This is a genomic window from Phytohalomonas tamaricis (assembly GCF_003012345.1).
In the GTDB taxonomy this organism is placed as follows: domain Bacteria; phylum Pseudomonadota; class Gammaproteobacteria; order Pseudomonadales; family Halomonadaceae; genus Phytohalomonas; species Phytohalomonas tamaricis.
The window spans coordinates 286,550-309,325 of sequence record NZ_PVRV01000024.1; the positions used below are offsets into that span (position 1 = coordinate 286,550).

The 22,776-nt window shown below is 58.0% G+C and carries 25 protein-coding genes and 1 riboswitch; of the genes, 14 read left to right on the forward strand and 11 right to left on the reverse strand.

Annotated features, from left to right (window positions below; genetic code table 11):
- Positions 1-33 precede the first annotated feature (33 nt).
- The 4 genes from C3Z11_RS15155 to C3Z11_RS15170 are packed head-to-tail and all read left to right on the forward strand — an operon-like array spanning position 34 to position 4,712.
- Positions 34-396 carry a DUF4870 family protein gene (locus C3Z11_RS15155; RefSeq protein WP_106478783.1) on the forward strand — a complete coding sequence of 121 codons (363 nt, stop codon included), beginning with the start codon at positions 34-36 and terminating at the stop codon, positions 394-396.
- 4 nt (positions 397-400) lie between these two features.
- The gene (locus tag C3Z11_RS15160) at positions 401-1,093 is read left to right on the forward strand and encodes an ABC transporter ATP-binding protein (RefSeq protein ID WP_262927433.1); all 693 of its coding nucleotides are present in this window, start codon (positions 401-403) and stop codon (positions 1,091-1,093) included.
- 32 nt (positions 1,094-1,125) lie between these two features.
- Positions 1,126-3,624 carry an FtsX-like permease family protein gene (locus C3Z11_RS15165; protein WP_106478784.1) on the forward strand — a complete coding sequence of 833 codons (2,499 nt, stop codon included), beginning with the start codon at positions 1,126-1,128 and terminating at the stop codon, positions 3,622-3,624.
- Positions 3,621-4,712 (forward strand): lipocalin-like domain-containing protein, encoded by a 1,092-nt coding sequence (locus C3Z11_RS15170; RefSeq protein ID WP_106478785.1) that lies wholly within the window; start codon positions 3,621-3,623, stop codon positions 4,710-4,712. Before C3Z11_RS15165 ends, C3Z11_RS15170 begins: the two co-directional genes overlap by 4 nt.
- 56 nt (positions 4,713-4,768) lie before the next feature.
- Here the strand turns inward: C3Z11_RS15170 and C3Z11_RS17335 are convergent, their stop codons facing one another.
- From C3Z11_RS17335 to C3Z11_RS15185, 3 genes are all read right to left on the reverse strand, one after another.
- The gene (locus tag C3Z11_RS17335) at positions 4,769-5,914 is read right to left on the reverse strand and encodes an NAD(P)-dependent oxidoreductase (protein ID WP_106478786.1); all 1,146 of its coding nucleotides are present in this window, start codon (positions 5,912-5,914) and stop codon (positions 4,769-4,771) included.
- A 91-nt stretch (positions 5,915-6,005) separates the two neighbouring features.
- Positions 6,006-6,866, reverse strand: coding sequence for a pirin family protein (locus C3Z11_RS15180; RefSeq protein ID WP_106478787.1), 861 nt, complete (start codon positions 6,864-6,866; stop codon positions 6,006-6,008).
- Between the two features lie 66 nt (positions 6,867-6,932).
- Positions 6,933-7,841 carry a LysR family transcriptional regulator gene (locus C3Z11_RS15185; protein ID WP_106478788.1) on the reverse strand — a complete coding sequence of 303 codons (909 nt, stop codon included), beginning with the start codon at positions 7,839-7,841 and terminating at the stop codon, positions 6,933-6,935.
- A 121-nt stretch (positions 7,842-7,962) separates the two neighbouring features.
- Between C3Z11_RS15185 and C3Z11_RS15190 the strand changes: the two genes are divergently transcribed.
- Together C3Z11_RS15190 and thiC are read left to right on the forward strand one after the other, a co-directional pair.
- Complete coding sequence (locus tag C3Z11_RS15190; protein WP_106478789.1) at positions 7,963-8,388, forward strand: VOC family protein; 426 nt, start codon at positions 7,963-7,965, stop codon at positions 8,386-8,388.
- 96 nt (positions 8,389-8,484) lie between these two features.
- Positions 8,485-8,612: riboswitch (TPP riboswitch) on the forward strand.
- Positions 8,613-8,700: 88 nt separating this feature from the next.
- On the forward strand, positions 8,701-10,602 hold the full coding sequence (gene thiC / locus C3Z11_RS15195) for a phosphomethylpyrimidine synthase ThiC (RefSeq protein ID WP_106478790.1): 1,902 nt from the start codon (positions 8,701-8,703) through the stop codon (positions 10,600-10,602).
- A 62-nt stretch (positions 10,603-10,664) separates the two neighbouring features.
- On the opposite strand, the gene C3Z11_RS15200 is transcribed toward thiC, so the two are convergent.
- From C3Z11_RS15200 to C3Z11_RS15220, 5 genes are all read right to left on the reverse strand, one after another.
- Complete coding sequence (locus C3Z11_RS15200) at positions 10,665-11,063, reverse strand: glutaredoxin family protein (protein ID WP_106478791.1); 399 nt, start codon at positions 11,061-11,063, stop codon at positions 10,665-10,667.
- Between the two features lie 222 nt (positions 11,064-11,285).
- The gene (locus C3Z11_RS15205; RefSeq protein WP_106478792.1) at positions 11,286-12,203 is read right to left on the reverse strand and encodes an MBL fold metallo-hydrolase; all 918 of its coding nucleotides are present in this window, start codon (positions 12,201-12,203) and stop codon (positions 11,286-11,288) included.
- 250 nt (positions 12,204-12,453) lie between these two features.
- Complete coding sequence (locus tag C3Z11_RS15210; protein WP_106478793.1) at positions 12,454-12,732, reverse strand: peptidylprolyl isomerase; 279 nt, start codon at positions 12,730-12,732, stop codon at positions 12,454-12,456.
- A gap of 151 nt (positions 12,733-12,883) precedes the next feature.
- Positions 12,884-13,069 (reverse strand): CsbD family protein, encoded by a 186-nt coding sequence (locus tag C3Z11_RS15215; protein ID WP_106479074.1) that lies wholly within the window; start codon positions 13,067-13,069, stop codon positions 12,884-12,886.
- A 156-nt stretch (positions 13,070-13,225) separates the two neighbouring features.
- Complete coding sequence (locus C3Z11_RS15220; RefSeq protein WP_106478794.1) at positions 13,226-13,504, reverse strand: peptidylprolyl isomerase; 279 nt, start codon at positions 13,502-13,504, stop codon at positions 13,226-13,228.
- Between the two features lie 314 nt (positions 13,505-13,818).
- Between C3Z11_RS15220 and C3Z11_RS15225 the strand changes: the two genes are divergently transcribed.
- The 3 genes from C3Z11_RS15225 (at position 13,819) to C3Z11_RS15235 (ending at position 16,320) form a co-directional block, all read left to right on the forward strand.
- The gene (locus tag C3Z11_RS15225; RefSeq protein ID WP_106478795.1) at positions 13,819-14,775 is read left to right on the forward strand and encodes an AEC family transporter; all 957 of its coding nucleotides are present in this window, start codon (positions 13,819-13,821) and stop codon (positions 14,773-14,775) included.
- 125 nt (positions 14,776-14,900) lie between these two features.
- The gene (locus tag C3Z11_RS15230; RefSeq protein WP_106478796.1) at positions 14,901-15,509 is read left to right on the forward strand and encodes a class I SAM-dependent methyltransferase; all 609 of its coding nucleotides are present in this window, start codon (positions 14,901-14,903) and stop codon (positions 15,507-15,509) included.
- Positions 15,510-15,978: 469 nt separating this feature from the next.
- Positions 15,979-16,320: a hypothetical protein gene (locus C3Z11_RS15235; RefSeq protein ID WP_106478797.1), complete on the forward strand. Its 342-nt coding sequence runs from the start codon at positions 15,979-15,981 to the stop codon at positions 16,318-16,320.
- Between the two features lie 103 nt (positions 16,321-16,423).
- Here C3Z11_RS15235 and C3Z11_RS15240 read toward each other — a convergent pair whose 3' ends face one another.
- On the reverse strand, positions 16,424-17,197 hold the full coding sequence (locus tag C3Z11_RS15240; RefSeq protein ID WP_106478798.1) for a DeoR family transcriptional regulator: 774 nt from the start codon (positions 17,195-17,197) through the stop codon (positions 16,424-16,426).
- A gap of 313 nt (positions 17,198-17,510) precedes the next feature.
- Between C3Z11_RS15240 and deoC the strand changes: the two genes are divergently transcribed.
- Genes deoC through cdd form a run of 5 tightly spaced genes read left to right on the forward strand, consistent with a single transcriptional unit; the run spans position 17,511 to position 22,064 of the window.
- Positions 17,511-18,284, forward strand: coding sequence for a deoxyribose-phosphate aldolase (gene deoC, locus C3Z11_RS15245; protein WP_106479075.1), 774 nt, complete (start codon positions 17,511-17,513; stop codon positions 18,282-18,284).
- Entirely contained in the window at positions 18,284-19,612 is a 1,329-nt protein-coding gene (deoA, locus tag C3Z11_RS15250) for a thymidine phosphorylase (protein ID WP_106478799.1), read from the forward strand. Before deoC ends, deoA begins: the two co-directional genes overlap by 1 nt.
- Positions 19,609-20,829, forward strand: a complete 1,221-nt coding sequence (locus C3Z11_RS15255; protein WP_106478800.1) for a phosphopentomutase — start codon at positions 19,609-19,611, stop codon at positions 20,827-20,829. The genes deoA and C3Z11_RS15255 overlap by 4 nt, the downstream gene beginning before the upstream one ends.
- A 60-nt stretch (positions 20,830-20,889) precedes the next feature.
- Positions 20,890-21,615 carry a purine-nucleoside phosphorylase gene (deoD, locus tag C3Z11_RS15260; RefSeq protein ID WP_106478801.1) on the forward strand — a complete coding sequence of 242 codons (726 nt, stop codon included), beginning with the start codon at positions 20,890-20,892 and terminating at the stop codon, positions 21,613-21,615.
- A 5-nt stretch (positions 21,616-21,620) separates the two neighbouring features.
- Positions 21,621-22,064: a cytidine deaminase gene (gene cdd / locus C3Z11_RS15265; RefSeq protein ID WP_262927434.1), complete on the forward strand. Its 444-nt coding sequence runs from the start codon at positions 21,621-21,623 to the stop codon at positions 22,062-22,064.
- A gap of 10 nt (positions 22,065-22,074) precedes the next feature.
- Here the strand turns inward: cdd and C3Z11_RS15270 are convergent, their stop codons facing one another.
- Positions 22,075-22,392: a glutaredoxin family protein gene (locus tag C3Z11_RS15270; protein ID WP_106478802.1), complete on the reverse strand. Its 318-nt coding sequence runs from the start codon at positions 22,390-22,392 to the stop codon at positions 22,075-22,077.
- A 159-nt stretch (positions 22,393-22,551) separates the two neighbouring features.
- Positions 22,552-22,749: a CsbD family protein gene (locus C3Z11_RS15275; protein ID WP_106478803.1), complete on the reverse strand. Its 198-nt coding sequence runs from the start codon at positions 22,747-22,749 to the stop codon at positions 22,552-22,554.
- Positions 22,750-22,776: the final 27 nt, after the last annotated feature.

Sequence of the window (22,776 nt, forward strand, 5' to 3'; positions counted from 1 at the left end):
TGTATGCGCTAACGACTAACGACAGAGGTGCTCATGACGTCACCGGAAACGATCACCTATGTCCGCGACGATGAGAACCCCACCATCGCGCGGGTGATTTATATCCTTTATCTGGTCAGCCTCGCCGCAGGCATCACTGCAGTAGTCGGATTGGTCATGGCTTATATCTACAAACGTCGCGCCTCTCCGTGGCTAGCCGAGCATTATCGCTTTCAGATTCGTACCTTCTGGATCGGAGCGCTCTATCTTGTCGCTGCCTTCTTCCTGAGTTTCATTGTGGTCGGCTTTATCGTGATGGGAGCGGTTTATATCTGGACTATCGTGCGCTGCGTACGCGGCTGGATCGATCTTGAGCGCGGCCGCGCCCCCGAGCCGGTGGAGAACTGGTGGTGGTAACCCCATGACCGCCACGCTGCTCACCATTGATGGGCTGACCAAAAGTTACCCGACCCCACAAGGGCCGTTACGCGTGCTTGACCGTGTTGACCTGCGCCTTGCGGCTGGCGAGAGCCTGGCACTGATGGGCGAGTCGGGCAGCGGCAAATCCACGCTGATGCACCTGATTGCAGGTCTCGACGGCTTCGATGAAGGCACGCTCAGGCTCGACGGTATCGACCTCTCCGCGCTTACGGATGCTACCGCCGCACGCCTGCGTCGAGAGCGGATCGGGTTGATCTTTCAACAATTTCATTTAGTGCCAAGTCTTGATGTTGCCGCCAACCTGGCGCTTCAAGCACGCCTTGCCGGGCGCTTCGATGGCGCCTGGTGTGCACGTTTGATCGAACGGCTGGGGCTTTCCGGTCTCGAGCGACGATTTCCCGAACAGCTCTCCGGTGGCCAGCAGCAGCGTCTGGCGATTGGCCGCGCACTGGCAGCGCGTCCAGCGCTGGTACTTGCCGATGAACCGACCGGTAACCTCGACGAGGAAGCGGCCGATGCAGTACTTAAGCTTCTCCTTGAACTGATCGATGAGCACGGCTGCGCGTTGATGATGATTACCCATAGCCCAGCCGTGGCTGCGCCGTTGGCACGTCACTACCGGCTAAGGCGCGGTCAGCTATTCGATGTCACTCATGCCCCGGCACTGACGTGAAGATGACATCATGATAATGAAGGCTAATAGTCATGAAGGGGATTGATGCGTGGCGAGCACTGCTGGGCGCCCTGCTCGGTCACTATCGCCGCCACCCTGGCCAACTTGCCATGGCGCTGCTCGGTGTGATCGTTGCCGGTGCGCTCTACAGCGGCGTACAAACCATCAATGCCCAGGCGCGTGACAGCTACGCCCGTGTCGAGGCGTTATTCGGTTCTGGCGATATCGACACGATTCGCCCCATTGATCGCCCACCAACCCAAGCTGATTTCGCCCGCCTACGCCGTGCCGGGGTGCCGGTCACGCCGCTAGTTGAAGGTAATATCACGCTCGCCTCCGGCCAGCATCTGCATCTGCTTGGCATCGATGCGCTGTCCTTGCCCCCCGATATCGGCAGCGTCGCCCATGGCGCAACGCAGCGGCAAGGTGAATCCTTGACGGCCTTCTTGCGTCCGCCCTACCGCCTCGATGTTGCTGCAGATACCGTCCGCGCCCTCGGCGCGGAGGCCGGTCAGCGCCTGACGCTGGTAAATGACAGGGAACTCCCACCGATCGCCATACAGCGTGAGCTCGCCCCAGAGGTGGCAGTGACCGATATCGCCGCGGCAAGCGCACTGCTTGGACGCGGCACGCAGCTCGATGCGTTGCTGCTGCCTCACGCAGCGCCGCTGCTTGCAACAGTGGCGGAGGATTACCAGCGCAGTCCGCGGAGGGCACCGATCTCACCGGGTCAGCTGTCGGAAAGTTTTCGCCTCAATCTGACTGCGATGGGCATGCTGGCGTTACTTGTGGGTCTGTTCATCGTTCATAGCGCACTGGGGCTGGCACTGGCTCAGCGCATGCCCACCTTCGCGATACTGCGTGCCCTCGGCGTGTCGCGGCGCGCGCTAGTCACGGCACTGGCTCTGGAACTGCTGACGCTCGGCCTGATCGGCGCCCTGCTCGGGCTGGCCGGCGGCGTTGTACTTGCCACCATCCTAATGCCTGGCGTCGCCGCGACGTTATCTTCACTCTACGACGAGCGCGTTGCCGGTGCGCTGACGCTCACGCCCAGTGGCATTGCCGCTGGGCTGGCTATGACCCTGGCGGGCACCGTTACCGCCGGACTGTCGCTGCTGCGGCGCGCGGCGCGGGTCAACGTACTTGCCCCCGCACATGCTGGCAGCGAGGCGCGTAGCGGCATGCGACAACGCCGACGGCTGGCAACCAGCGGCGGTGTTCTGTGGCTGATCGCGGGCGCGCTGTGGCTCTATCTGAGTCGCTTCGCCAGTGCCGATAGTGGCCACGGCTTGCTGCTGGGCTTTGTATTAATTGCTGCGCTGCTGCTCGGTGCCGCGCTATTGCTACCGGCGCTTCTCGATGCCGTACTCGTCACGCTGACGAGGTTATTACGTGGGCGCGCCGTGATCATTGAATGGGCGCTGGCCGATACGCGCCTGCAACTGCCTCGTCTGGGGCTGGCGCTAGCCGCGCTGCTGCTGGCATTGACCGCCAATCTCGGCGTATCGAGCATGGTGGGCGGTTTCCGGCTAACCTTCCTTGATTGGCTCGATCAGCGGCTTTCCGCCGAGCTTTACGTCCATCCCGGCAATGTCGATACGATTACCGTGACCGATTGGTTGCGCACCCAGCCTGAGGTCAACGGCGTGCTGACCATGCATCGGTCAGAGGCGCGCACCGCTGACGGGTTGCCGCTCGACCTGCGCGCCATCGACGTTTCCCCGCTGCGCCAGCGCTACTGGCCACTGCTTGAAAGCACTGATGCGCCGTGGCAGAACGTCAATGAAGGAGGCGCACTGATCAATGAACAGCTTGCTCATCGTCGTGGCCTCACCCCGGGCGACAGCGTCACGCTGAAGACGCCTTCTGGAACGCTCTCACTGCAGGTAGCCGGTATCTACGCCGATTACGGCAATCCCAGAGGAGAAGTGGCGCTTTCGCTTGCCACCTTTGCACATCACTGGTACACCAGCGGCGGGGAAAGTTCACTAGCGGTTTATGTTAACAGCGAGGCTGCAGCAGAGGTCTCCGCGCGTCTGCGTCAACACTTTGATCTCGATGACCAGGCGGTAATTGATCAGCAATCGATCAAGGGCGAGTCGCAGCGTATTTTCGAGCGCACCTTCGCGATCACCCGCGCACTCAATACGCTCACGTTGGCGGTTGCCGCGCTGGCACTGACCAGTGCACTGCTGGCGCTGGGGCGCTGGCGCCGTGCCCAGCTCGCGCCCTTGTGGGCAATGGGCCTGTCACGTGCCCGATTAGCGTGGATCAGCATTATTCAGGTCGTGACGTTGGCCACACTCACCGCGCTGCTGGCGCTGCCGCTGGGCGTGGCGCTGACCGAAGCTCTGGTCGGCATCATCAATGTCGAGGCGTTCGGCTGGCGCCTGCCGCTGCACATTTTCCCTGTCCAGATGGTCTGGGCGGTGCTCCTTGCCGCGCTGGTCGCCGGTGCCGGTGCAGGCATTGCCAGCCTGCGACTGTGGCGCACCCCACCACGGGTGTTGCTTGAGGAGTTCAGGTCATGAGCCGCACTCTGCTCGGACTGTTAGTACTCGCCACGCTAATGCTGAGTGGCTGCGGTGATGATGACGCGCCTGCCGCGGGCGGCCACGGCTACGCTGATCTTGGCAATGAAGCGGCCGGCTATGCCCAGGCCACGCCGGGGGCAACGCTTGCCTTTCCCGTCGATCACGGCACCCATCCCGACTATCGCATCGAGTGGTGGTACCTGACCGCCAATCTTGAAGACGACGCCGGCCATACCTATGGCCTGCAGTGGACACTGTTTCGTCAAGCCATGTCGCCGCCGGGAAGGGAACAGGACACGAAAGCGCCCTGGGCCAGCCGCCAACTGTGGATGGCCCACGCCGCCGTGACCACGCCCAACGGTCATCGCGCGAGCGAGCGCTTTGCCCGTGGCGGCAGCGGCCAGGCCGGCGTTACTGCCGCCCCCTTCGCCGCCTGGCTGGATGACTGGGAATTGAAAAGCACAGGCGAAGCTTTCACGCCGCTGACAGTCGCTGCCGCCACCGACGATTTTTCCTACCGTCTGGAGCTCACCGCTGACGGGCCGCTGGTACTGCAGGGCAACAACGGTTTCAGCCAGAAATCTGCCGACGGTCAGGGCTCCTATTATTACAGTCAGCCGTTTCTACATGCTTCCGGGACGCTGAACCTCGACGGCCAGCCGGTCGAGGTCCACGGTCAGGCCTGGCTCGACCGTGAATGGAGCAGCCAACTGCTCGGCGGCGATCAGGCCGGCTGGGACTGGTTCTCGCTGCATCTTGATGATGGCTACAAGCTGATGGCATTCCGCCTGCGCGGCAGCGACGCGTTCATTTCCGGCAGCTGGATTGCACCGGACGGCATGGTCACGCCACTCGCTGGCGACGACATCACACTAGAGCCGCTGGAACAGCGTGACGTGCAGGGCCATCGCCTGCCGCTGCGCTGGCGTTTGCAGCTAGCCCGGCCGGGGCGCGATATCACACTGGACGTAACCGCCACCATCGATGATCAATGGATGAATACGACTTTCGCCTACTGGGAAGGCGCGGTGCAGGTCAACGGCGACCATAAAGGGGTGGGCTATCTCGAAATGACCGGTTACTGAACGAACGCGACAGCTTGCCATGCGCCACATGAAAAGCCGCCGCGTTGAAGCACCGATTAATCGTCGCTTTTCTTGCGACTGCGCCGTCCCCCTTTTTCCTTTCTTGGCTCCTTGACCGGCTCCTCGCGAGTATCGACCTGCTCGGCGGTGTCATTGATGTCGTTCATGTCGGGCTTGTCACCAGCATCTCCCTTGCGGCCCTTGGCCGAGCGGCGCAGCCAGGAGGTACGCTCCGACTTTTCCATCTCATCACTTTCCACGGCTAGCTCAGCATCGCCGCTCTGCAATGTATTGCCAGCATTGGATGTCGACTCACCAGTGCCGCGCTTGTCGAGGTGGGCCTGACGCGCCGCCACCGTAGCAAGACCCGCCCAATCCTTGTCACCGTCGCCGTTGGCGATTGCGTCGAGCATGCGATCACGTACCACACCAGCCAGCGGTAGGGGCACCCGCTCGTCTCCGGCCGCACTCAGCGCCAGACCGACGTCCTTGTAGCCGAGGGTCATCTTGAACCCGGCCGGCTCGAACTTCTCCTCGGCAATCGCCTTGCCATAGCCCTGGTAAGCCGGCGAGGCAAATAGCGTGTTGGTAACGATGTCGAGAAAGTCGTGCGCCGAAACACCGTAGGCACGCGTCAGTGTCGAAGCCTCGGCCATTGCCTCGATCGCGCTCGCCAGCATGAAGTTGGCGCCGATCTTGACCACATTGGCGCGCTCGGGCGCCTCGCCGACCGGCCACACCTTCTGGCCCATCGCTTCAAGCAGCGGCTGCGCCTTGTCGAGCCAACGCTGCTCGCCAGCGGCGATGATGTTGAGCTTGCCGGCTGCGGCAACATCAGGACGGCCCAGCACCGGCGCGGCAACGTAGCCCAGCCCCATACGTGCATGTAGCTGTGCCATGGCGCGACCGAAGGCGACCGATACCGAAGCCATGTTGACGTGAACCGTTCCCTTCCTCATCGCGTCGATCACGCCACCATCAAGCAGCACCTTATGGGCAGTCGCATCTTCGGCCAGCATGCTGATCAGCACATCGACCTTGGCCGCATCCGAAGGTTTTTTCGCCTGGCGGGCACCGGCCTCGACCAGCGCCTTAACCGGTTCCTCGGAACGATTCCAGACGGTGACACTGAAGCCCGCCTTGACCAGATTGAGCGCCATGCCCTTGCCCATTGCGCCAAGACCGATAAATCCTACTTTCATGGAACGACTCTCCTTGTGTTACCCCAATACGTGACGACAGAATGCCTCTCTCACGGCGCATCAAGCGCCGCGGCATTTCAAGCGATACGCGCTACAGGCGCAGCCCACCAAATCTGCCGGCCTGATAGTCCTCGAATGCCTGCCTGATTTCCTCGCGGCTGTTCATCACAAACGGGCCGTGGGCCACCATCGGTTCTTCAAACGGTGCGGCATGGCCGTAGAGGATGACGGCGTCACTGACCGCCTGCACCAAGACGCTGTCAGCATCGTCGTTGAGCTCAATGAGATGATGCGGTGCCACCGACTCGCCGCCGACGCTGAGCTGGCCGCTCACCACATAGAGAAATACCGTGCGCCCCTGCGGCGCAGGTAGATTGACGTTACCTGACGGCGTAAAGCTAACAGTTGACATAAACGTATCCGTCAACGGCGCTATAGGTCCGTGCGTGCCATTCAGCTCCCCCGCAATCAACTTGACCATCACTCGCTCTTCATCGAGCGCAATGGCCGGAATCTGGTCAAACTGCAGCCCGGTGTAAGCCGGTTCGACCATCTTCAGCCTCGCCGGCAAGTTGACCCATAGCTGCAGAATTTCGAGCGGCCCGCCGTCGCGCTTGAACTGTTCGGGTGATATTTCGGCGTGAACCAGCCCGCGCCCAGCGGTCATCCACTGCACGCCGCCCGCCTCGATCACGCTGGTATGATCGCCGCTGTCGGCATGGGCCAGCGAGCCCTGGAGAATAAAGGTAACGGTTTCAAAGCCGCGATGCGGATGTGGCCCAAACGGCAGTCCTTGATTGTCAGGCGCGTAAACCTGTGGGCCGTGATGGCTGAGAAACAGGAACGGGTCGAGCTGGTCGAGGTTTGGCCCCGGCAGCGGCCGACGCGTGACGAGATCGCCGATATCGTCACGCTGGGCAGCGTGCTGCGTGCGCACGGTTCTGGTTTTCATAAAAGCTTCCGCGGTTAGCTATTGATGGATAACTCACGTCTTGTCATTACTGACAGCATAACCACGCTATTTTATCCCTGCGCAAAAATCGGCCGGCAGGTTTTCTCTAGGACCAGGCGCCGCATGCAGACACTCGGTCAGCAGAGAGACCGGCACCGTTGACGAGTAGCGGGCTTGGGTCACGATCATTAGCTCGCGGTAGAAGGTATGCGCGCCCAGCGAGAGCATGCGCACATCGTCGCTGCGTTCAGGCCACAGCCCGCCCAGCGGCACCAGCGCCACGCCGAGCCCGACCGCGACCATGCGCACGAGCGCCTCAATCTCATCGATTTCCAGCACCGGCGCCGGTGACAGACGCTGGCGCTCGAGAAATGCCGCCACCTGACGACCGCCGAAGGAGCCGCGCTCATATTGAATGAAGGGCTGCGTTTTCAACAACGTCAACGGATCGTCACCGTCAAGCTCAGCCGGTGTCACCAGCACGAAAGGCTCGCGTCGAAACACCTCGCCGCGCAGCGACTCCGGCAGCGCAAAGGGCGGCCGAATCATCAGGGCAAGATCGAGCTCGCCCCTATCGACGCGATCGAGCAGCTCCAGCGACACCCCCGGCACCAGCTGCACGGTGAGCGCGGGTGCGCGGGTACGTAACGCGCGCAGGACCGGCGGCAGCAGACCGCACTGCACACTGGCAATCGCACCCAAGCGCAGATGGCCACACACCGGAGTCTCCGTGACGCCCCCTTTCATCCGCTCGGCCAGTGCCAGCATTTCCTCGGCCATTGCCACAATACGTTGCCCGTCAGGTGCCAGTCGCAGCGCGCGCCCAGTACGTTCGAAAAGTGGCGTACCGAGTCGCGCTTCAAGCTGGCGTATTCTTGCGCTCACGGCCGACTGAGATAGCCCGATGCGTTCACCGGCAGCCGCGAACGTGCCGTGACGGACCACCGCCAGCAGAGTTTTCAACTCATCAAGCATCGCATGAATCCAAAAATATGGTTTTCTGAGGCCAATACTATCCGTTTTGCAGCCTTAAAAGTCGTATTCACAATAGCGATCACCCTATTACTTCATACGCTAATGCAATGAGGACTCCCCCATGGCGCTTTCTCCCTTCCACCTGGCCATTCCCGTTCACGATCTGCCTGCCGCCCGCCATTTCTATGGCGATACCTTTGGGCTGAGCGAAGGGCGCTCCAGCGATCAGTGGGTCGACTTCGACTTCTATGGTCATCAGTTGGTGATCCATGAGCATCCGCCTACGCCCTCGCAGCAATCTGCCCATACCAATCCGGTCGACGGTCACGACGTGCCAGTGCCACATTTCGGCATCGTCCTTGAGTGGGAGCAGTGGGAGGCGCTGGCCGAGCGGCTGCGCCAGCGCGATACTAAATTCGTGATCGAGCCTTACGTGCGCTTCCAGGGCCAGCCGGGTGAACAGGCTACCATGTTCCTGCTCGACCCCTGCGGCAATGCGCTGGAGTTCAAGGCCTTCAAGGACATCGGTCAGCTGTTTGCCAAATAAGCGCTGCAATTGCCGGCCCGACGCTTGACCCAATACCGCCCACCGGCTCAGACTGCGCGATAGATGGCTTGTTTTCGTAGTAAATCACGAGTCATCGCTTGCTTGACGGGGTGCCGGTGGAACCGGCTGAGATTGCTCATGTATTCGGTAGCACCGATACCAGGGCAGGTCCCGATGAACCTGATCCGGCTCGTACCGGCGTAGGGATCAAGCGAAGGCTCTGCCTGCTGTGCCTTTATTCCATTCTCAGGCTCCCTTCTCTCCTTACGCTGTGCGCCGGCATGACCTTGTCATTGCTCTGGAGCACATCACATGAACCACACGCTGACCTTTCTCGCCGAAAGCGCCCGAGTCGACGCGGCCGCTATCGCCCCGCTGCCCGCCTCATGCAAGATTTATGTCGAGGGCTCGCGCCCCGATATCCGCGTGCCGATGCGCGAGATCGCACTATCCCCCACCCAGACCCGCGACGGTGAGGAAGCCAACCCGCCGCTCACCGTCTACGATACCTCCGGCCCCTACACCGATCCGGCTGCACACATCGATATTCGCCGTGGCTTGCCCGAGTTGCGCCGCCCTTGGCTCGATGCACGTAGCGATACCGAATGGCTGGATGGCTTGAGTTCTGAATACGGCCAGCGCCGTGCTGCCGATCCACGCCTCGCTCAGCTGCGCTTCGAGCTGAAACGTACTCCGCGCCGTGCCAAGCCTGGACATAATGTCACCCATCTGCACTACGCCCGTCAGGGCATTATCACGCCGGAGATGGAGTTCATCGCCATTCGTGAAAACCAGCGCCGCCAAGCGTTGGGAACGGCGGAAGTCGAACGCATCCTCGCTCATCAGCATCCCGGCCATAGCTTCGGCGCCAACCTGCCTGGCGAAATCACGCCCGAGTTCGTGCGCCAAGAGGTCGCCGCCGGGCACGCGATCATTCCCGCCAACATCAATCATCCCGAACTCGAGCCGATGATCATCGGCCGCAATTTCCTGGTGAAGATCAACGGCAACCTCGGCAACTCGGCGGTGACATCCTCGATCGAAGAGGAGGTTGACAAGATGACCTGGGGCATCCGCTGGGGCGCGGACACGATCATGGATCTCTCCACCGGCCAGAATATCCATGAGACGCGCGAGTGGATCATCCGCAATTCGCCGGTGCCCATCGGTACAGTGCCGATCTACCAAGCGCTGGAAAAGGTAAACGGCGTCGCCGAAGATCTCACTTGGGAAATATTTCGTGACACCCTGATCGAGCAGGCCGAACAGGGGGTGGATTATTTCACCATTCACGCCGGCGTGCGGCTGCATCATGTACCGCTGACCGCCAAGCGCGTCACCGGCATCGTCTCGCGTGGCGGCTCGATCATGGCCAAGTGGTGTCTCGCCCATCATCAGGAGAGCTTCCTCTACACCCATTTCGAAGACATCTGCCAGATCATGAAGGCCTACGACGTCTCGTTTTCGCTCGGTGACGGGCTGCGCCCCGGCTCGATTGCCGACGCCAACGACGAGGCGCAGTTTGCCGAACTCAAAACGCTGGGTGAGCTGACTAAAATCGCCTGGCAGCATGACGTACAGGTGATGATTGAAGGGCCCGGCCACGTGCCGATGCATCTGATCAAGGAGAACATGGACAAGCAGCTTGAGTACTGCGATGAAGCGCCGTTTTATACCCTCGGGCCACTGGTTACCGACATCGCTCCGGGCTATGACCACATCACGTCCGGCATCGGTGCTGCGCAGATCGGCTGGTATGGCTGCGCGATGCTCTGCTACGTCACGCCCAAGGAGCATCTGGGGCTGCCCAACAAGGACGACGTCAAGATAGGCATCATCACCTACAAGATTGCCGCGCATGCGGCGGATCTCGCTAAAGGTCATCCCGGCGCTCAGCGCCGCGACAATGCACTATCCAAGGCGCGCTTCGAATTTCGTTGGGAGGATCAGTTCAACTTAGGCCTCGACCCGGACACGGCTCGCGCCTATCACGACGAGACGTTGCCCAAGGATTCGGCCAAGGTCGCGCACTTTTGCTCGATGTGCGGGCCGAAGTTCTGCTCGATGAAGATCACTCAGGAGGTGCGTGAGCGTTTCGGCACCGGCGCTGAATCGCATGGCCTGGAAACGCTGGATAGCGAAGCAAAGAAAGGCATGCAGGAGCAGGCCGAGCGCTTCAAGGAGGAAGGCAGCGCCTTGTACAAGGAGATATAGGCTCCGCCACCCACAAAAACGCCGGCACATTAGCCGGCGTTTTTGCAAGGGCTTCGAACCTGTCAGACCATGGCCTGGCCGAAGCGCTGATCGAGATAGCGATTGATCGCATCGGACTCATACATCCACTCCACTTTACCGCTGTCATCCGTGATCTGCAGACATGGCACCTTGACCCGACCGCCGCCCTGCTCCAGCTCGGTACGACGGGCCTGGTCATGCTGGGTATCGCGCAGCTCAATTGGCAGCGCCAGGCGATGCATCTCACGCCTCACCTTGATACAAAACGGACAGGTCTTGAACTGATAAAGCGCCAGCGAGCGACACTGGGCATCAACCTCGGCCTGGGCCTCGGGCGAGCGCTCAATACTCTCGGGTTTATTGAGTTTTTCGCTCAGTATCATTACGGGGGCGAGCACAAGGCGAACGGTTCTGAAGAAATAGCGAAACAGGAACTTCATGGGCGGCTCGGTTCGGTAATAAACGATAGTGAAAACACTTGATACGCCATGGCGACGTTTACAAGCAGCGTCGGGAGCTAACAGCATACGCGCTTGATGCCGCGCTGTCGGCCCGAGAGCTCAACGCTGCCTGAACGCACCGATAAGCCAACGCGTCTTCGAAGCATAAAAAAACCGCCGCGAGAAAGGTCGCGGCGGTTTTCCAGTTTCTGTCCTGCCTGGCTACTCAAAGACATCCAGATCATCAGCAAGTACGACATTGCCGTCATAGCGTGCCTTGACCTCGTCAAGCACCGATGTAACAGGCGCGCTGTAATGCAAGACGTGATACAGCACCAACAGCTGTGGCTGAGCATCATTTGCTAGATCGGCCAGCTCGTTGGTCAAGGTATGCGCATATTGATGGTACGCTTGCCAATCGCTCGAAAGCTTCTCCCAGCCGGTGTGACTGATAGCCTCATGAACAAGGATATCTGCGCCCTTGGCCTGCTTGCGCACCTCGTCATTTAACGAGGTATCTCCCGAGATGACGATGGTCTTGTCTGGCGTGGTGACTTTATAACCATACGCTTTATCCCAGTCGCCGTGTGTAACCGGAAAGGCCTCGACCCTCACCCCATTGTCTTCGAAAACCACACCGGGCGCGTCAAACTCTTGAACGATAGCCCGATGGGCATTTCTGTTAGTGACGGGGCTCTTGTCCTTGAGCCGTGTTTCAGTGTCATCGGCTAACATGGTGTAGACACCTTCACTCATCGCCTGCGTGCCAACAGGGCCAAAGACGTTGAGCTGATCGGCACGCCGCCACCAGTAGGTTCCCAACAGCTCCGGATAGTCGAGGATGTGGTCGCTGTGCAGGTGGGTAAAGAAGAGATACTTGATATGGGTCGGATAGAGCGGCTCGATCCCCAGGCGCTGCGCCGCCTGAATGGCTCTTTTATTAGCGCCCGCCCCCATGTCGAACACGTAGGCTTCGCCATCATGAACAACGGCGACACTTGCACCCGCGCGGTCGCTATCAGGCACTGGCGTGCCAGTCCCCAGCATAACGACCTTGGTCTCTGCATGGGCAGCCATTGGCAGGCTGGCCGCCAGGCCAAGCAGTGCAGCAAGGAAAAAGGGTGCTTTTTTGCTTTTCATCGTGCCACTCCATGTGTGTAAGCCCATGTGTGTAAGCACAGGCGTACGCAGCCATCCGCGCCTAAACGTTCATTTGGCGAATTTATGTTCGCTAAATAACAATCTGCTGTTTATTTTGCCAAGTGGCAATGCGACGAAAGCGGCACCAATATGAGTCTATGGTTCCCAGGAAAGATCACTTTTCTTGAGGGCATAAAAATACCGCCGCGAAATTCGCGGCGGTATTTTTATCTAATAGCCAGCCTGTCGATCAGGTGCGGCTGGTAATTTCCAACAGGTGATAGCCGAACTGGGTCTTCACCGGGCCGTGGACCTTGTTCAGATCTTCGTTGAACACGACCTCGTCGAATTCACGGACCATCTGGCCACGGCCGAAAGAGCCGAGATCTCCGCCCTGACGGCCGGACGGGCAGGTGGAATTCTGGCGTGCGACTTCAGCGAAATCCTTACCGCCTTCAATTTCGGCCTTGAGAGCTTCAGCTTTTTCCTTGCTATCTACCAGAATGTGGCGTGCAGTTGCCTGAGGCATGAGTCACCTTGCGTTATGGATTAAAAAGTAGCGCCGATTATACGCTGCATGAATAAGACAAAATAGATCAATCAGATATGCCCTTTAATGAAAAGGGAACCCGAAGGCTCCCTTTTGCTTGTTCATGTTTTGAATGCTTACCGCTTATGCCTCATTTTTTGAATCTGGCCGGCTCACGTGTTTCACCCGGCGTGCTTTTGGCGGCACCCTTTTCTTCGTCCTTGCGGCCCTTCTCTATCTCATCGGCGTCACCAGTCAGCTTGCCGGTGGCCTCTTGAATCTTGCCGCTTACCTTATCGAGCGCGCCTTCTGCTTTCTTCGACTTTGAATCTGCCATAACGATCACCTCGCTTGCGATAAGAAAACTGTAGTGCCAGACCAACACTGGCCATGAAACGGCGATTGACGCCCGATCATGAGTCTTATCTACAGCATAGACGTTATAAAAGTCGTTGCGAAGTCGTTCATGGCCGACCGGGTGACACGGATAACTTCAGGCGCGTTTGGTGATTTCCAGAAGATGATAACCGAACTGGGTTTTCACCGGGCCTTGCACCTTGTGAAGGTCTGCACTGAATACAATTTCATCAAACTCTCTGACCATCTGCCCACGGCCGAAGGAGCCCAGATTTCCGCCCTGGCGTCCGGAAGGACATGTTGAGTAGTGCCGAGCGGATTCAGCAAAATCCTTACCCGCTTCAATTTCAGCCTTGAGCGCTTCGGCCTTTTCCCTGGTGCTGACCAAGATATGACGTGCAGTTGCCTTCAGCATTGTGTAGTTACCTGATCGAAAGAATTAAATGCGCTGGCGCTGACTCTACGCGGCGACTGACGCAGCGACTGAATAGCCCGCGAGTCACGACATACCCGCTATAGGCGATTGGCAGCTCTGGTCTGGGGATAACGGCAATAGTGGCGTTGTGCTTTATCTTTTTTGTTCGCAAAATCGAGCGAGACATACCAAAAATGTAATAACTACATCGTGACCGAGAGACTAGCCCTGCGATAAGGGCCGGGCCATGTTCGGCTCTTCCTGTGCAGCGCGGGAAAGCCGGAGCAGACACTCGATCGCTAAGGAGCCAGGGAGTGCTTGGAATTCTTTCGATCACCGCGCCGATCTTCATACTGATCGCGCTGGGGTATCTAGCTGTCCTCGCCCGGATCGTGACAAAAGTACAGATACAAGGTCTCGGCGCTTTCGTAATCAACTTTGCGCTACCGGCACTGATCATCAAATCTCTCACCGAGCATCCGCTTACCGAAGTGCTCAATGCGCATTACCTGCTCGCCTACGGTCTAGGCTCGATGACGATCTACTGCCTGGCGGTGTGTTATGCGAAGTTCGTGCAACGCAAGCCACTCGACAAGAGCGCCCTCTATGCCCTGGGCATGTCGACGTCCAACAGCGGTTTCATTGGCTACCCGATCGCGGTCATGGTGGTCGGCTCACCGGCGGGCGTTGCGTTGGCGCTGTGCATGCTGGTCGAGAACATGATGATGATTCCAACAGGGCTGGCCCTGGCAGAAGCAGGTGCACAAAGCGGAGCATCGATTAAAAATGTGTTGCGCATGTCAGCGGCGCGCCTCATCCGTAATCCAATCATTCTTTCCATTGTTGCCGGCGCGGTACTTTCTCTGTCCAGCGCTGAACTCCCCGCGCCGCTGTTCAAGGCGATCGATATGCTGGCTACGGCTTCGGCACCTACGGCGCTATTCGTCATAGGAGGGAGCCTTTTCGGGATCAAGGTGCAGGGCATGGTCAGCGATGTCAGTCAGATTGTACTTGGCAAGCTGGTGCTTCACCCGGTTGCCGTCTGTCTTGCCTTCCTGATTTTTCCTGCAGTCGACCCCGCACTGAAAGTAGCCGCCATCGTCATTGCCAGTTCCCCGATGCTGAGCGTCTATCCCATTTTTGGGCAGCGTTTCAATCTCGAAGGGCTGTGCGCCGCAGCGCTCATGATGTCGGCAGTGGCCTCGTTTATCACTATCAGTACGCTGATCTGGATCATCGACAGGAGTACGCTGTTTGCCATAGGCGGATAGTGGCAAATGGTATCAATGCATTTTGTAAGCTCATTTGGCTATCTTGGGTGGGGAGTTCTTTTCCTCTCCGACCCGGTAGTCTAAGGTGAGTGAACAGATCATCCAGGCAGGAAGGAGCCGCTCGAATGGAAGCCAACAAATCTACAAAAGGCACGTCGCAACATTTACCGTCCATGTGTCAGCAAGTGTCGTTATTTGCTAGAAACTTTTTCAAGCATCCCAAGATGCTGGGCTCGATCATTCCCAGCTCCCCTTTTCTCGTCAAGAGCATGCTCGATCAAGTTAATTGGGAGCAGGCCAGGGTTCTGGTGGAATATGGCCCTGGGGTGGGTACCTTCACTCAAGAGATTCTGCGGCGGATGCATCCCGAGGCAACATTGATCGTGCTGGAAACAAACGAGGATTTCGTCGAATTCCTCAATCAGGCATTTACTGACCCGCGCATGGAGGTCATTCATGATTCAGCGGAAAACATCCAGAGCATACTGACACAGCGCGAACTCAGTGACGCCGATTATGTCATCTCCGGCATTCCCTTCAGCACGCTGCCTGGCGATATCAAGGAGAATATTCTGCGCGCCACGCAAAAGGCCCTAAAGGCAGACGGGGCGTTTCTGCTTTATCAATTCTCACCGACTATTCTGCCTGACTTGCATAGAACCTTTTCAAGCGTGGACCGTAGTTTCCAGCCGTTGAATCTCCTGCCGGCTCACTATTACTACTGCGCACCGTAGAGCCCGCATCCTGTGCTAGCCTGGCGTTATGGGATCATTTCACGCCTGAACGGGCATTCTTCTGGCATTCCATTACCTGCCCTCTTCGTCGTATAAGACCGCCAAGCCCTTTCAGGTGGCGGTCGCTAGCGTGGTATATCCACGCTAGTACTTGACCTTATCTCCTGCATTTCGCTGCTGAAACATCATTGTTGGTGCCTCATGAGCGCAGCTACCTGCCGCCCTGCATGAGTACTATGCCAAAGCGGCTATTCATCCTTTCGCCATACATAACGGCACAGCCTCGATTTACATTATTTGACATAGTTCGCCTCGAATCACCCGCTTAGTATTAATCACTCCAACTTAGTAAAGAACGCACTGGCCATCGATTCGATACCTGACAGCGCGTTTCATCGGTGTCTTGTGATTACTGATCTGCGGGCGAGAGTTAATTCGACGAATTGTAAAACGCGTAGGAGAGTGGGATATGCGCCCATCAGAACATCCAGAGCGGAATGACAAGCGCGCCTCTATCGTGTTGGTCGACGAGCAGGTGGCGCCGAAACATCTAGCAGTGCCAGCTTATGGCCGTGCAGGATATTCCGATCGTCTTGATTACATCGCCAAGGTCATTTTATTCAAGACAGGCAAGCGGCTACGCTGGGTACGGGATGGTCAGATCGTTTCGGAAAAGGTCGCTACCTTCGCCGATCTAAAACGCCGCGAGCAGCGTGTCGAATGGCGCCGCCGTCAGGAATATTACGAGCAGCATGGTCGTGCTCCCGGCCCGACCATTATAAAATTGAAGGGCCTGCGCGCAAAACGCTGATCCTTGCGATCGCCCGGATACGATATCCGATAGCCGCTGTCTGACACGGGCGCTCCTGCCAAAGCAGACAGCGGTGTCTTCTTTCATCAGCGAATGATTAGACTCACGCGAGCAGTATCTGCGGCCCTGCCGCCACACCCTGGTGGCTTTCTTGCAAAGCAAGCCCGGCCTCACCGTTGGTGATGATGATATCGAAACTGTCGAGGCTGGCGAAAAAAGCAGGGCGGATGACGTCCAACTTGCTGTCATCAATCACCAGAATACGCTGCATGGCACTTGCGATTGCAGCCTGCTTGGGCGCGACTTCATGAAAGTGAAAGCAACTGGCGCCTCTGCCCGCATGCAGGCCTGCCGCTGAGATAAAGGCCTTGTTAATGCCCAACCGTCTGATCGCTGCATCCATCTCGTCGCCGCCAAACGACATCGATGAACTGTAGTAAAGCCCCCCAAGCAATAGCAGGCGCACATTCGGCAACCGACTGACCGCATTACCGACATTCAATGCATAGGTCACCACCGTCAGCGTCATGTCACGATCGAGCGCCTCGATCAAAGGCATCAGTGTCGTGCCGCAATCGATAAACAGTGTATCGCCATCCTCGATCAGCGCCGCAGCACGCTGGCACAGGCACTGTTTGACTAGCGCATGGCTGCCCTGCTCTTCATCCAGATTGTAGACGGGACGATAGAGCGGATCTTCAGCCATGATCAGATGTCCGCCAAGAAACTTTACGCTGCCATCACTGGCGGCCACGTCACGGCGAATAGTCATTTCAGACACGTTACATAGCTTGGCAGCCTCCGTCAGCGGGAGCGTACCGCCACGACTTAGTGCCTCCTGCAAGCGCGCCAGACGTTGCCCACTACGAGCGTTCATGTGTCGTTACTCTCCTCGCTGACACCCTTAACATCAGTGCATTCTCATCGCACCTGGCGAAGTAAACCACCTTCTTAAGCATACGTATTTGGCATATAAGCCATGACTATCCGCGCAGGACTGTTAAACCGCAAACAAATAATGTTATATATTTCACAAAATATATAATTCTGGACACTACTATAACACTCGAGAAGAAACCTCATTTTAGTGCAGCTACGCCGAGCGTCTTTCTTCTGCTATTCACTGCATGCCCATGACTCACCGTCTGGTTGAAGCACCTGAACCTATTTCCATTCTCAATGGTGACACAATGACAATGTTACAGCAGGCCGCCGCCGAAGCCCTCACGCTGATGGATCTGACCACGCTCAACGCCGATGACACTGATGAGAGCGTCGCTGCGTTATGCCGCCAGGCGCAGACGCTAGTCGGTCACCCCGCCGCCGTGTGCATTTACCCGCAGTTCATCCCCGCGGCGCGTGAAGAGCTCAAACGGCTAGGCCTGCTCGGTCAGGTCAGAATCGCTACGGTGACCAACTTCCCCGCTGGCAGCGATGATATCGAACGCGCAGTGACGGAAACGCGTGACGCTGTGACTCAAGGCGCTGATGAAGTCGATGTCGTCTTTCCCTACCGCGCACTGATCTCCGGCGACGAAAGCGTAGGACAACGGCTGGTCGAGCAGTGCAAGGCTGCCTGTGGTGAGATCACGCTCAAGGTGATCATCGAAAGCGGTGAGCTCAAGGACGCCACACTGATCCGCCGCGCCAGCGAGCTGGCAATCGCCGGCGGTGCCGATTTCATCAAGACCTCAACCGGCAAGGTCGCGGTCAACGCTACGCTGGAAGCCGCCAAAATCATGCTCGAAGCGATCCGCGCCAGCGGCCGCGACGTCGGTTTCAAGGCCGCCGGCGGGGTGCGCACCGCTACCGAAGCCAAAGCCTATCTTGATCTGGCACGGCGCATCATGGGCGACAACTGGCCAACGCCGGCACACTTCCGTTTCGGCGCATCCAGTCTGCTCGGAGACCTGCTCAAGACACTGGACGTCGACGTTCAGGGGCCAGCCGGGAGTGGCTACTGATGCTACCGCAGGAGATCATTCGTCATAAGCGTGACGGGTTGGCGCTCAGCACCGAGGATATCCGTTTTTTTATCAACGGCATCGCCTCGGACACCATTGGCAATGAGCAGATCGGCGCCTTCGCCATGGCGGTCTATCTCAATGGCATGAATCACGCCGAACGCGTCGCGTTGACCACCGCTATCCGTGATTCCGGTGAAGTGATCGACTGGAGCGACATGAACCTCGCCGGGCCGGTACTCGACAAACACTCCACCGGTGGCGTGGGCGACGTGGTCTCGCTGGTACTGGGGCCTTGGGTGGCGGCCTGCGGTGCCCATGTGCCAATGGTTTCCGGCCGCGGACTAGGCCACACCGGCGGCACGCTGGATAAGCTCGAATCGATCCCTGGCTACAACATTTATCCTGATAACGACACGTTTCGGCGCCTGGTCAGAGACTGTGGAGTCGCCATCATTGGCCAGACTGCTCGGCTGGCTGCCGCCGATAAACGTCTTTATGCCGTACGCGACGTGACGGCAACAGTGGAGTCCATCCCGCTGATTGTCGCTTCGATTCTCGGCAAGAAGCTGGCCTGTGGCCTGCAAGGATTGGTAATGGACGTCAAGGTCGGCAGCGGTGCCTTCATGCCAACACCGGAAGCCTCACGCGAGCTAGCCCAGGCGATTGTCGATATCGCCAATGCTGCCGGCATGCCGACCGCAGCGCTTTTGACCGACATGAATCAAGTACTGGCGACCAGTGCCGGCAACGCGGTGGAAGTCGCCGAGGCGGTCGCACTGCTCAACGGTGAACTTCACGGCGGACGACTGCTGGAAGTCACGCGCGCGTTGGCCATTGAAATGCTGCTGCAGGGCGGGCTGGTCAACGACGCCGAGCAAGCCGGCCACCGACTCGACAAAGCGCTGAGCTCTGGCGCGGCGGCTGAGCGCTTCGAGCACATGATTGCCGGTCTCGGTGGCCCGCATGACTTCATCACTCGCAGTGATCACTACCTGCCCAAGGCACCTCTGGTTCGCCCGATACTTGCCAAGACAGAGGGCTATGTAAATCACATCGATATCCGAGCCCTCGGCATGAGCGTGGTTGAGTTAGGCGGTGGACGCATGACTGCAGGTGCAACCATCGATCACAGCGTAGGCTTGAGTCAGATTGTCTCACTGGGTGATTACATGGTACCGGGCCAGCCGCTGGCCATTATTCATGCACGTGATGAGGCCGAGTTCGCACGTGCGGCACACCGGGTCCAGACGGCCGTCACGTTGGGCGCAGCGCCGTCTATTCATCCCCTTATTCACGATGTGATTCGTCATCGGGAGGTGTCATGAAACGCGCTGTTGTCTTGATCCTCGACTCCTTCGGTATTGGTGGCGCACCGGATGCGGCACGCTTTGGCGACGAAGGTGCCGATACCCTCGGCCATATCGCTCGCGCCTGCGCAGATGGCAAAGCCAATCAGGACCGACAGGGCCTACTCACACTGCCAAACATGGCCCGCCTGGGGCTTTTTCATGCCCACCGCGATAGCAGCGGTGCATGGGCCGAAGGCATCGAGGTGCCCGTTGAGGGCGAGATCGTCGGCAGCTACGCCTGTGCCCGTGAAATATCTTCTGGCAAGGACACGCCTTCCGGGCATTGGGAAATTGCTGGCGTGCCGGTGCTGTTCGATTGGGGTTACTTCGCAGAAAAGGAAAACAGTTTTCCTGCGGATCTACTCGAGGCGCTGGTACGCGAGGCCGGGCTGCCAGGCTATCTCGGTAATTGCCACTCATCGGGCACGACGATCATCGAAGCGCTTGGTGAAGAACATGTCCGCAGTGGCAAGCCCATCTTCTATACCTCGGCCGACTCGGTATTCCAAATAGCTTGTCATGAAGAGCACTTCGGCCTCGGGCGGCTCTATACGCTGTGCGAACTCGCTCGCCGCCTGCTTGAACCCTACAACATTGGCCGGGTTATCGCGCGCCCCTTCGTTGGCAGTCACATTGGAGACTTCACACGTACCGCCAACCGTCGCGACTATGCTGTTGAGCCACCCTCTCCCACTGTGCTGCAAAAACTGGCCGAGCATGGCGGAGAAGTGGTATCGATCGGCAAGATCGCCGATATCTACGCGCACTGCGGCATTACTCGCAAGCTTAAAGCAAGTGGTCATGAAGCTCTGTTCGATGCCACTCTGAACGAGCTTGAGCGAGCCGGTGATAACACTCTGGTGATGACCAACTTCGTCGACTTCGACATGATTTACGGGCATCGCCGCGACGTGGCCGGGTATGCGGCGGCGCTTGAGGCCTTCGATCGCCGTCTACCCGAATTGCTGGCGCGCTTACAGCCGAATGATGTACTGATCATTACCGCCGATCATGGCTGCGATCCGACTTGGCGCGGCACTGATCATACCCGTGAACAGGTGCCGGTACTGGCGTTAGGGGGACCTCTCACCCCTGGCCCACTCGGTGCGCGCGAGAGCTACGCCGATATCGGCCAGTCGCTGGCGCGCTACTTCGGGCTGGACGCAATGGATTATGGCCGCGCCTTTCTATGACACCGTTCATCATCGTCGATTGACGTATAACGCTAACAACATCTTTCCACGAGGCTTTACATGGCAACTCCCCATATCCAGGCAGAACGCGGTGATTTTGCCGACACCGTACTGATGCCCGGCGACCCGCTCAGGGCACAATACATCGCCGAGACGTTTCTGACCGAGGTGCGTGAGGTCAACCGCGTGCGCAATATGCTGGGCTATACCGGCCTCTACAAGGGCCGGCGCATCTCAACGATGGGGACGGGGATGGGCATTCCCTCGACCTCGATTTACGCCAAGGAATTGATTACTGAGTACGATGTGAAATCGCTGGTCCGGGTTGGCTCCTGCGGTGCAGTGCGTGATGACGTCGGCCTGCGGGATATCGTGATCGGCATCGGTGCTTGCACCGATTCTAAAGTTAACCGCACGCGCTTCATGGATCACGATTTCGCCGCAATCGCCGATTTCACTCTGGCCAGCCATGCGGTTGCCGCTGCGCGGGCGAAGAATGTAGCCGTAAAGGTAGGCAATCTATTTTCCGCTGACCTTTTCTATTCACCGCAGAACGAGCTGTTTTCACGCATGAAGCAGTACGGCATTCTCGGCGTCGAGATGGAAGCCGCCGGCTTGTACGGCGTTGCGGCGGAATTCAATGCCCGGGCTCTGACAATCTGTACCGTGTCGGATCATATCCTGCGTGGCGAATCGCTCAGCGCACTGGAGCGGCAGACGAGCTTCAATGAAATGATGGAAGTGGCCCTCGATGCGGTCCTTCTCGACGATCATGACAAGGAGTAGTCCCGATGGCGCTTACTGAAGACACAGCCATGACCGTCTCACCCCAACTCAGGAGCCAGCTGCTTGCGGTGCGTGACAATGCTTACGCGCCGTATTCCGACCATCCGGTCGGTGCCGTGCTGGAGACAGCAGAAGGCCATGTTTATACCGGATGCAACGTGGAAATCGCCAATTACAAGGGGCTATGTGCAGAAGCCAGTGCCATTGCCGCAATGGCTTCGGCGGGAGACAGGCTGATCAGGACGATTTATGTCATCGGGCCCGGCGCGCATCTGTGCACGCCGTGTGGCGACTGTCGTCAACGTATCCGTGAGTTTGCCTCATTAAATACACAAATCCACGTGCTCAATGGCGACGGTCAGCTGCTTAAGTCCTACACCATGGATGAATTATTGCCGGACTCTTTTGGCCCCGAAAATATGGGCCGACCGTCAGCCATGAATCGATAAAAATCGATGCTCAATTACTAAAACGTTCACGCAGATAGCGGTTGATGTCGTCAGATTCATACATCCATTGCACCTTGCCATTATCATGGGTGATTTGCAGACATGGCACTGTAGTACGACCGCCGCCCTGCATAAGCGCTTGGCGATGTTCGGGGTTTTTCATTACGTCACGCATTTCGATGGGAAGTGCAAGGCGTTCGATCTCACCGCGCACCTTTCTGCAGAAAGGGCAACTATTGTATTGATAAAGCGCAAGATTCTGACACTGAAGGTCAATTTCGGACTGACGCTGTGATGAACGTTCGATAGGTGCCGGTTTGTTGAACATTTCGCTCTCCTGTACTCCTAGATTAAGACAATACCCGCAATATCGATTGTCACGAGATGTGATGAATTAAAACAGGGACCCATTGGGTCCCTGTTTTATATTGCCGTGTAATAGCTGATCAGATATGAACTACCAGTTACTACCCGGTCGTCAATCGACTTAACGGTTAGGATCAACCGCATCCTTGATGGTATCTTTCATGTCGCCCTTGGTCTTCTTGGCGTCACCCTTGGTATTCTGAGCCTTGCCTTTGGCTTCGGTATCTTGATCGTCAGTGGCCTTGCCTAAGGTTTCCTTAGCCTTGCCCGATGCCTTATCGATAAAGCCTTCAGATTTATCAGTCTTTGAATCTTTCATGGTCACCTCCAATGTGTACAGCGTATC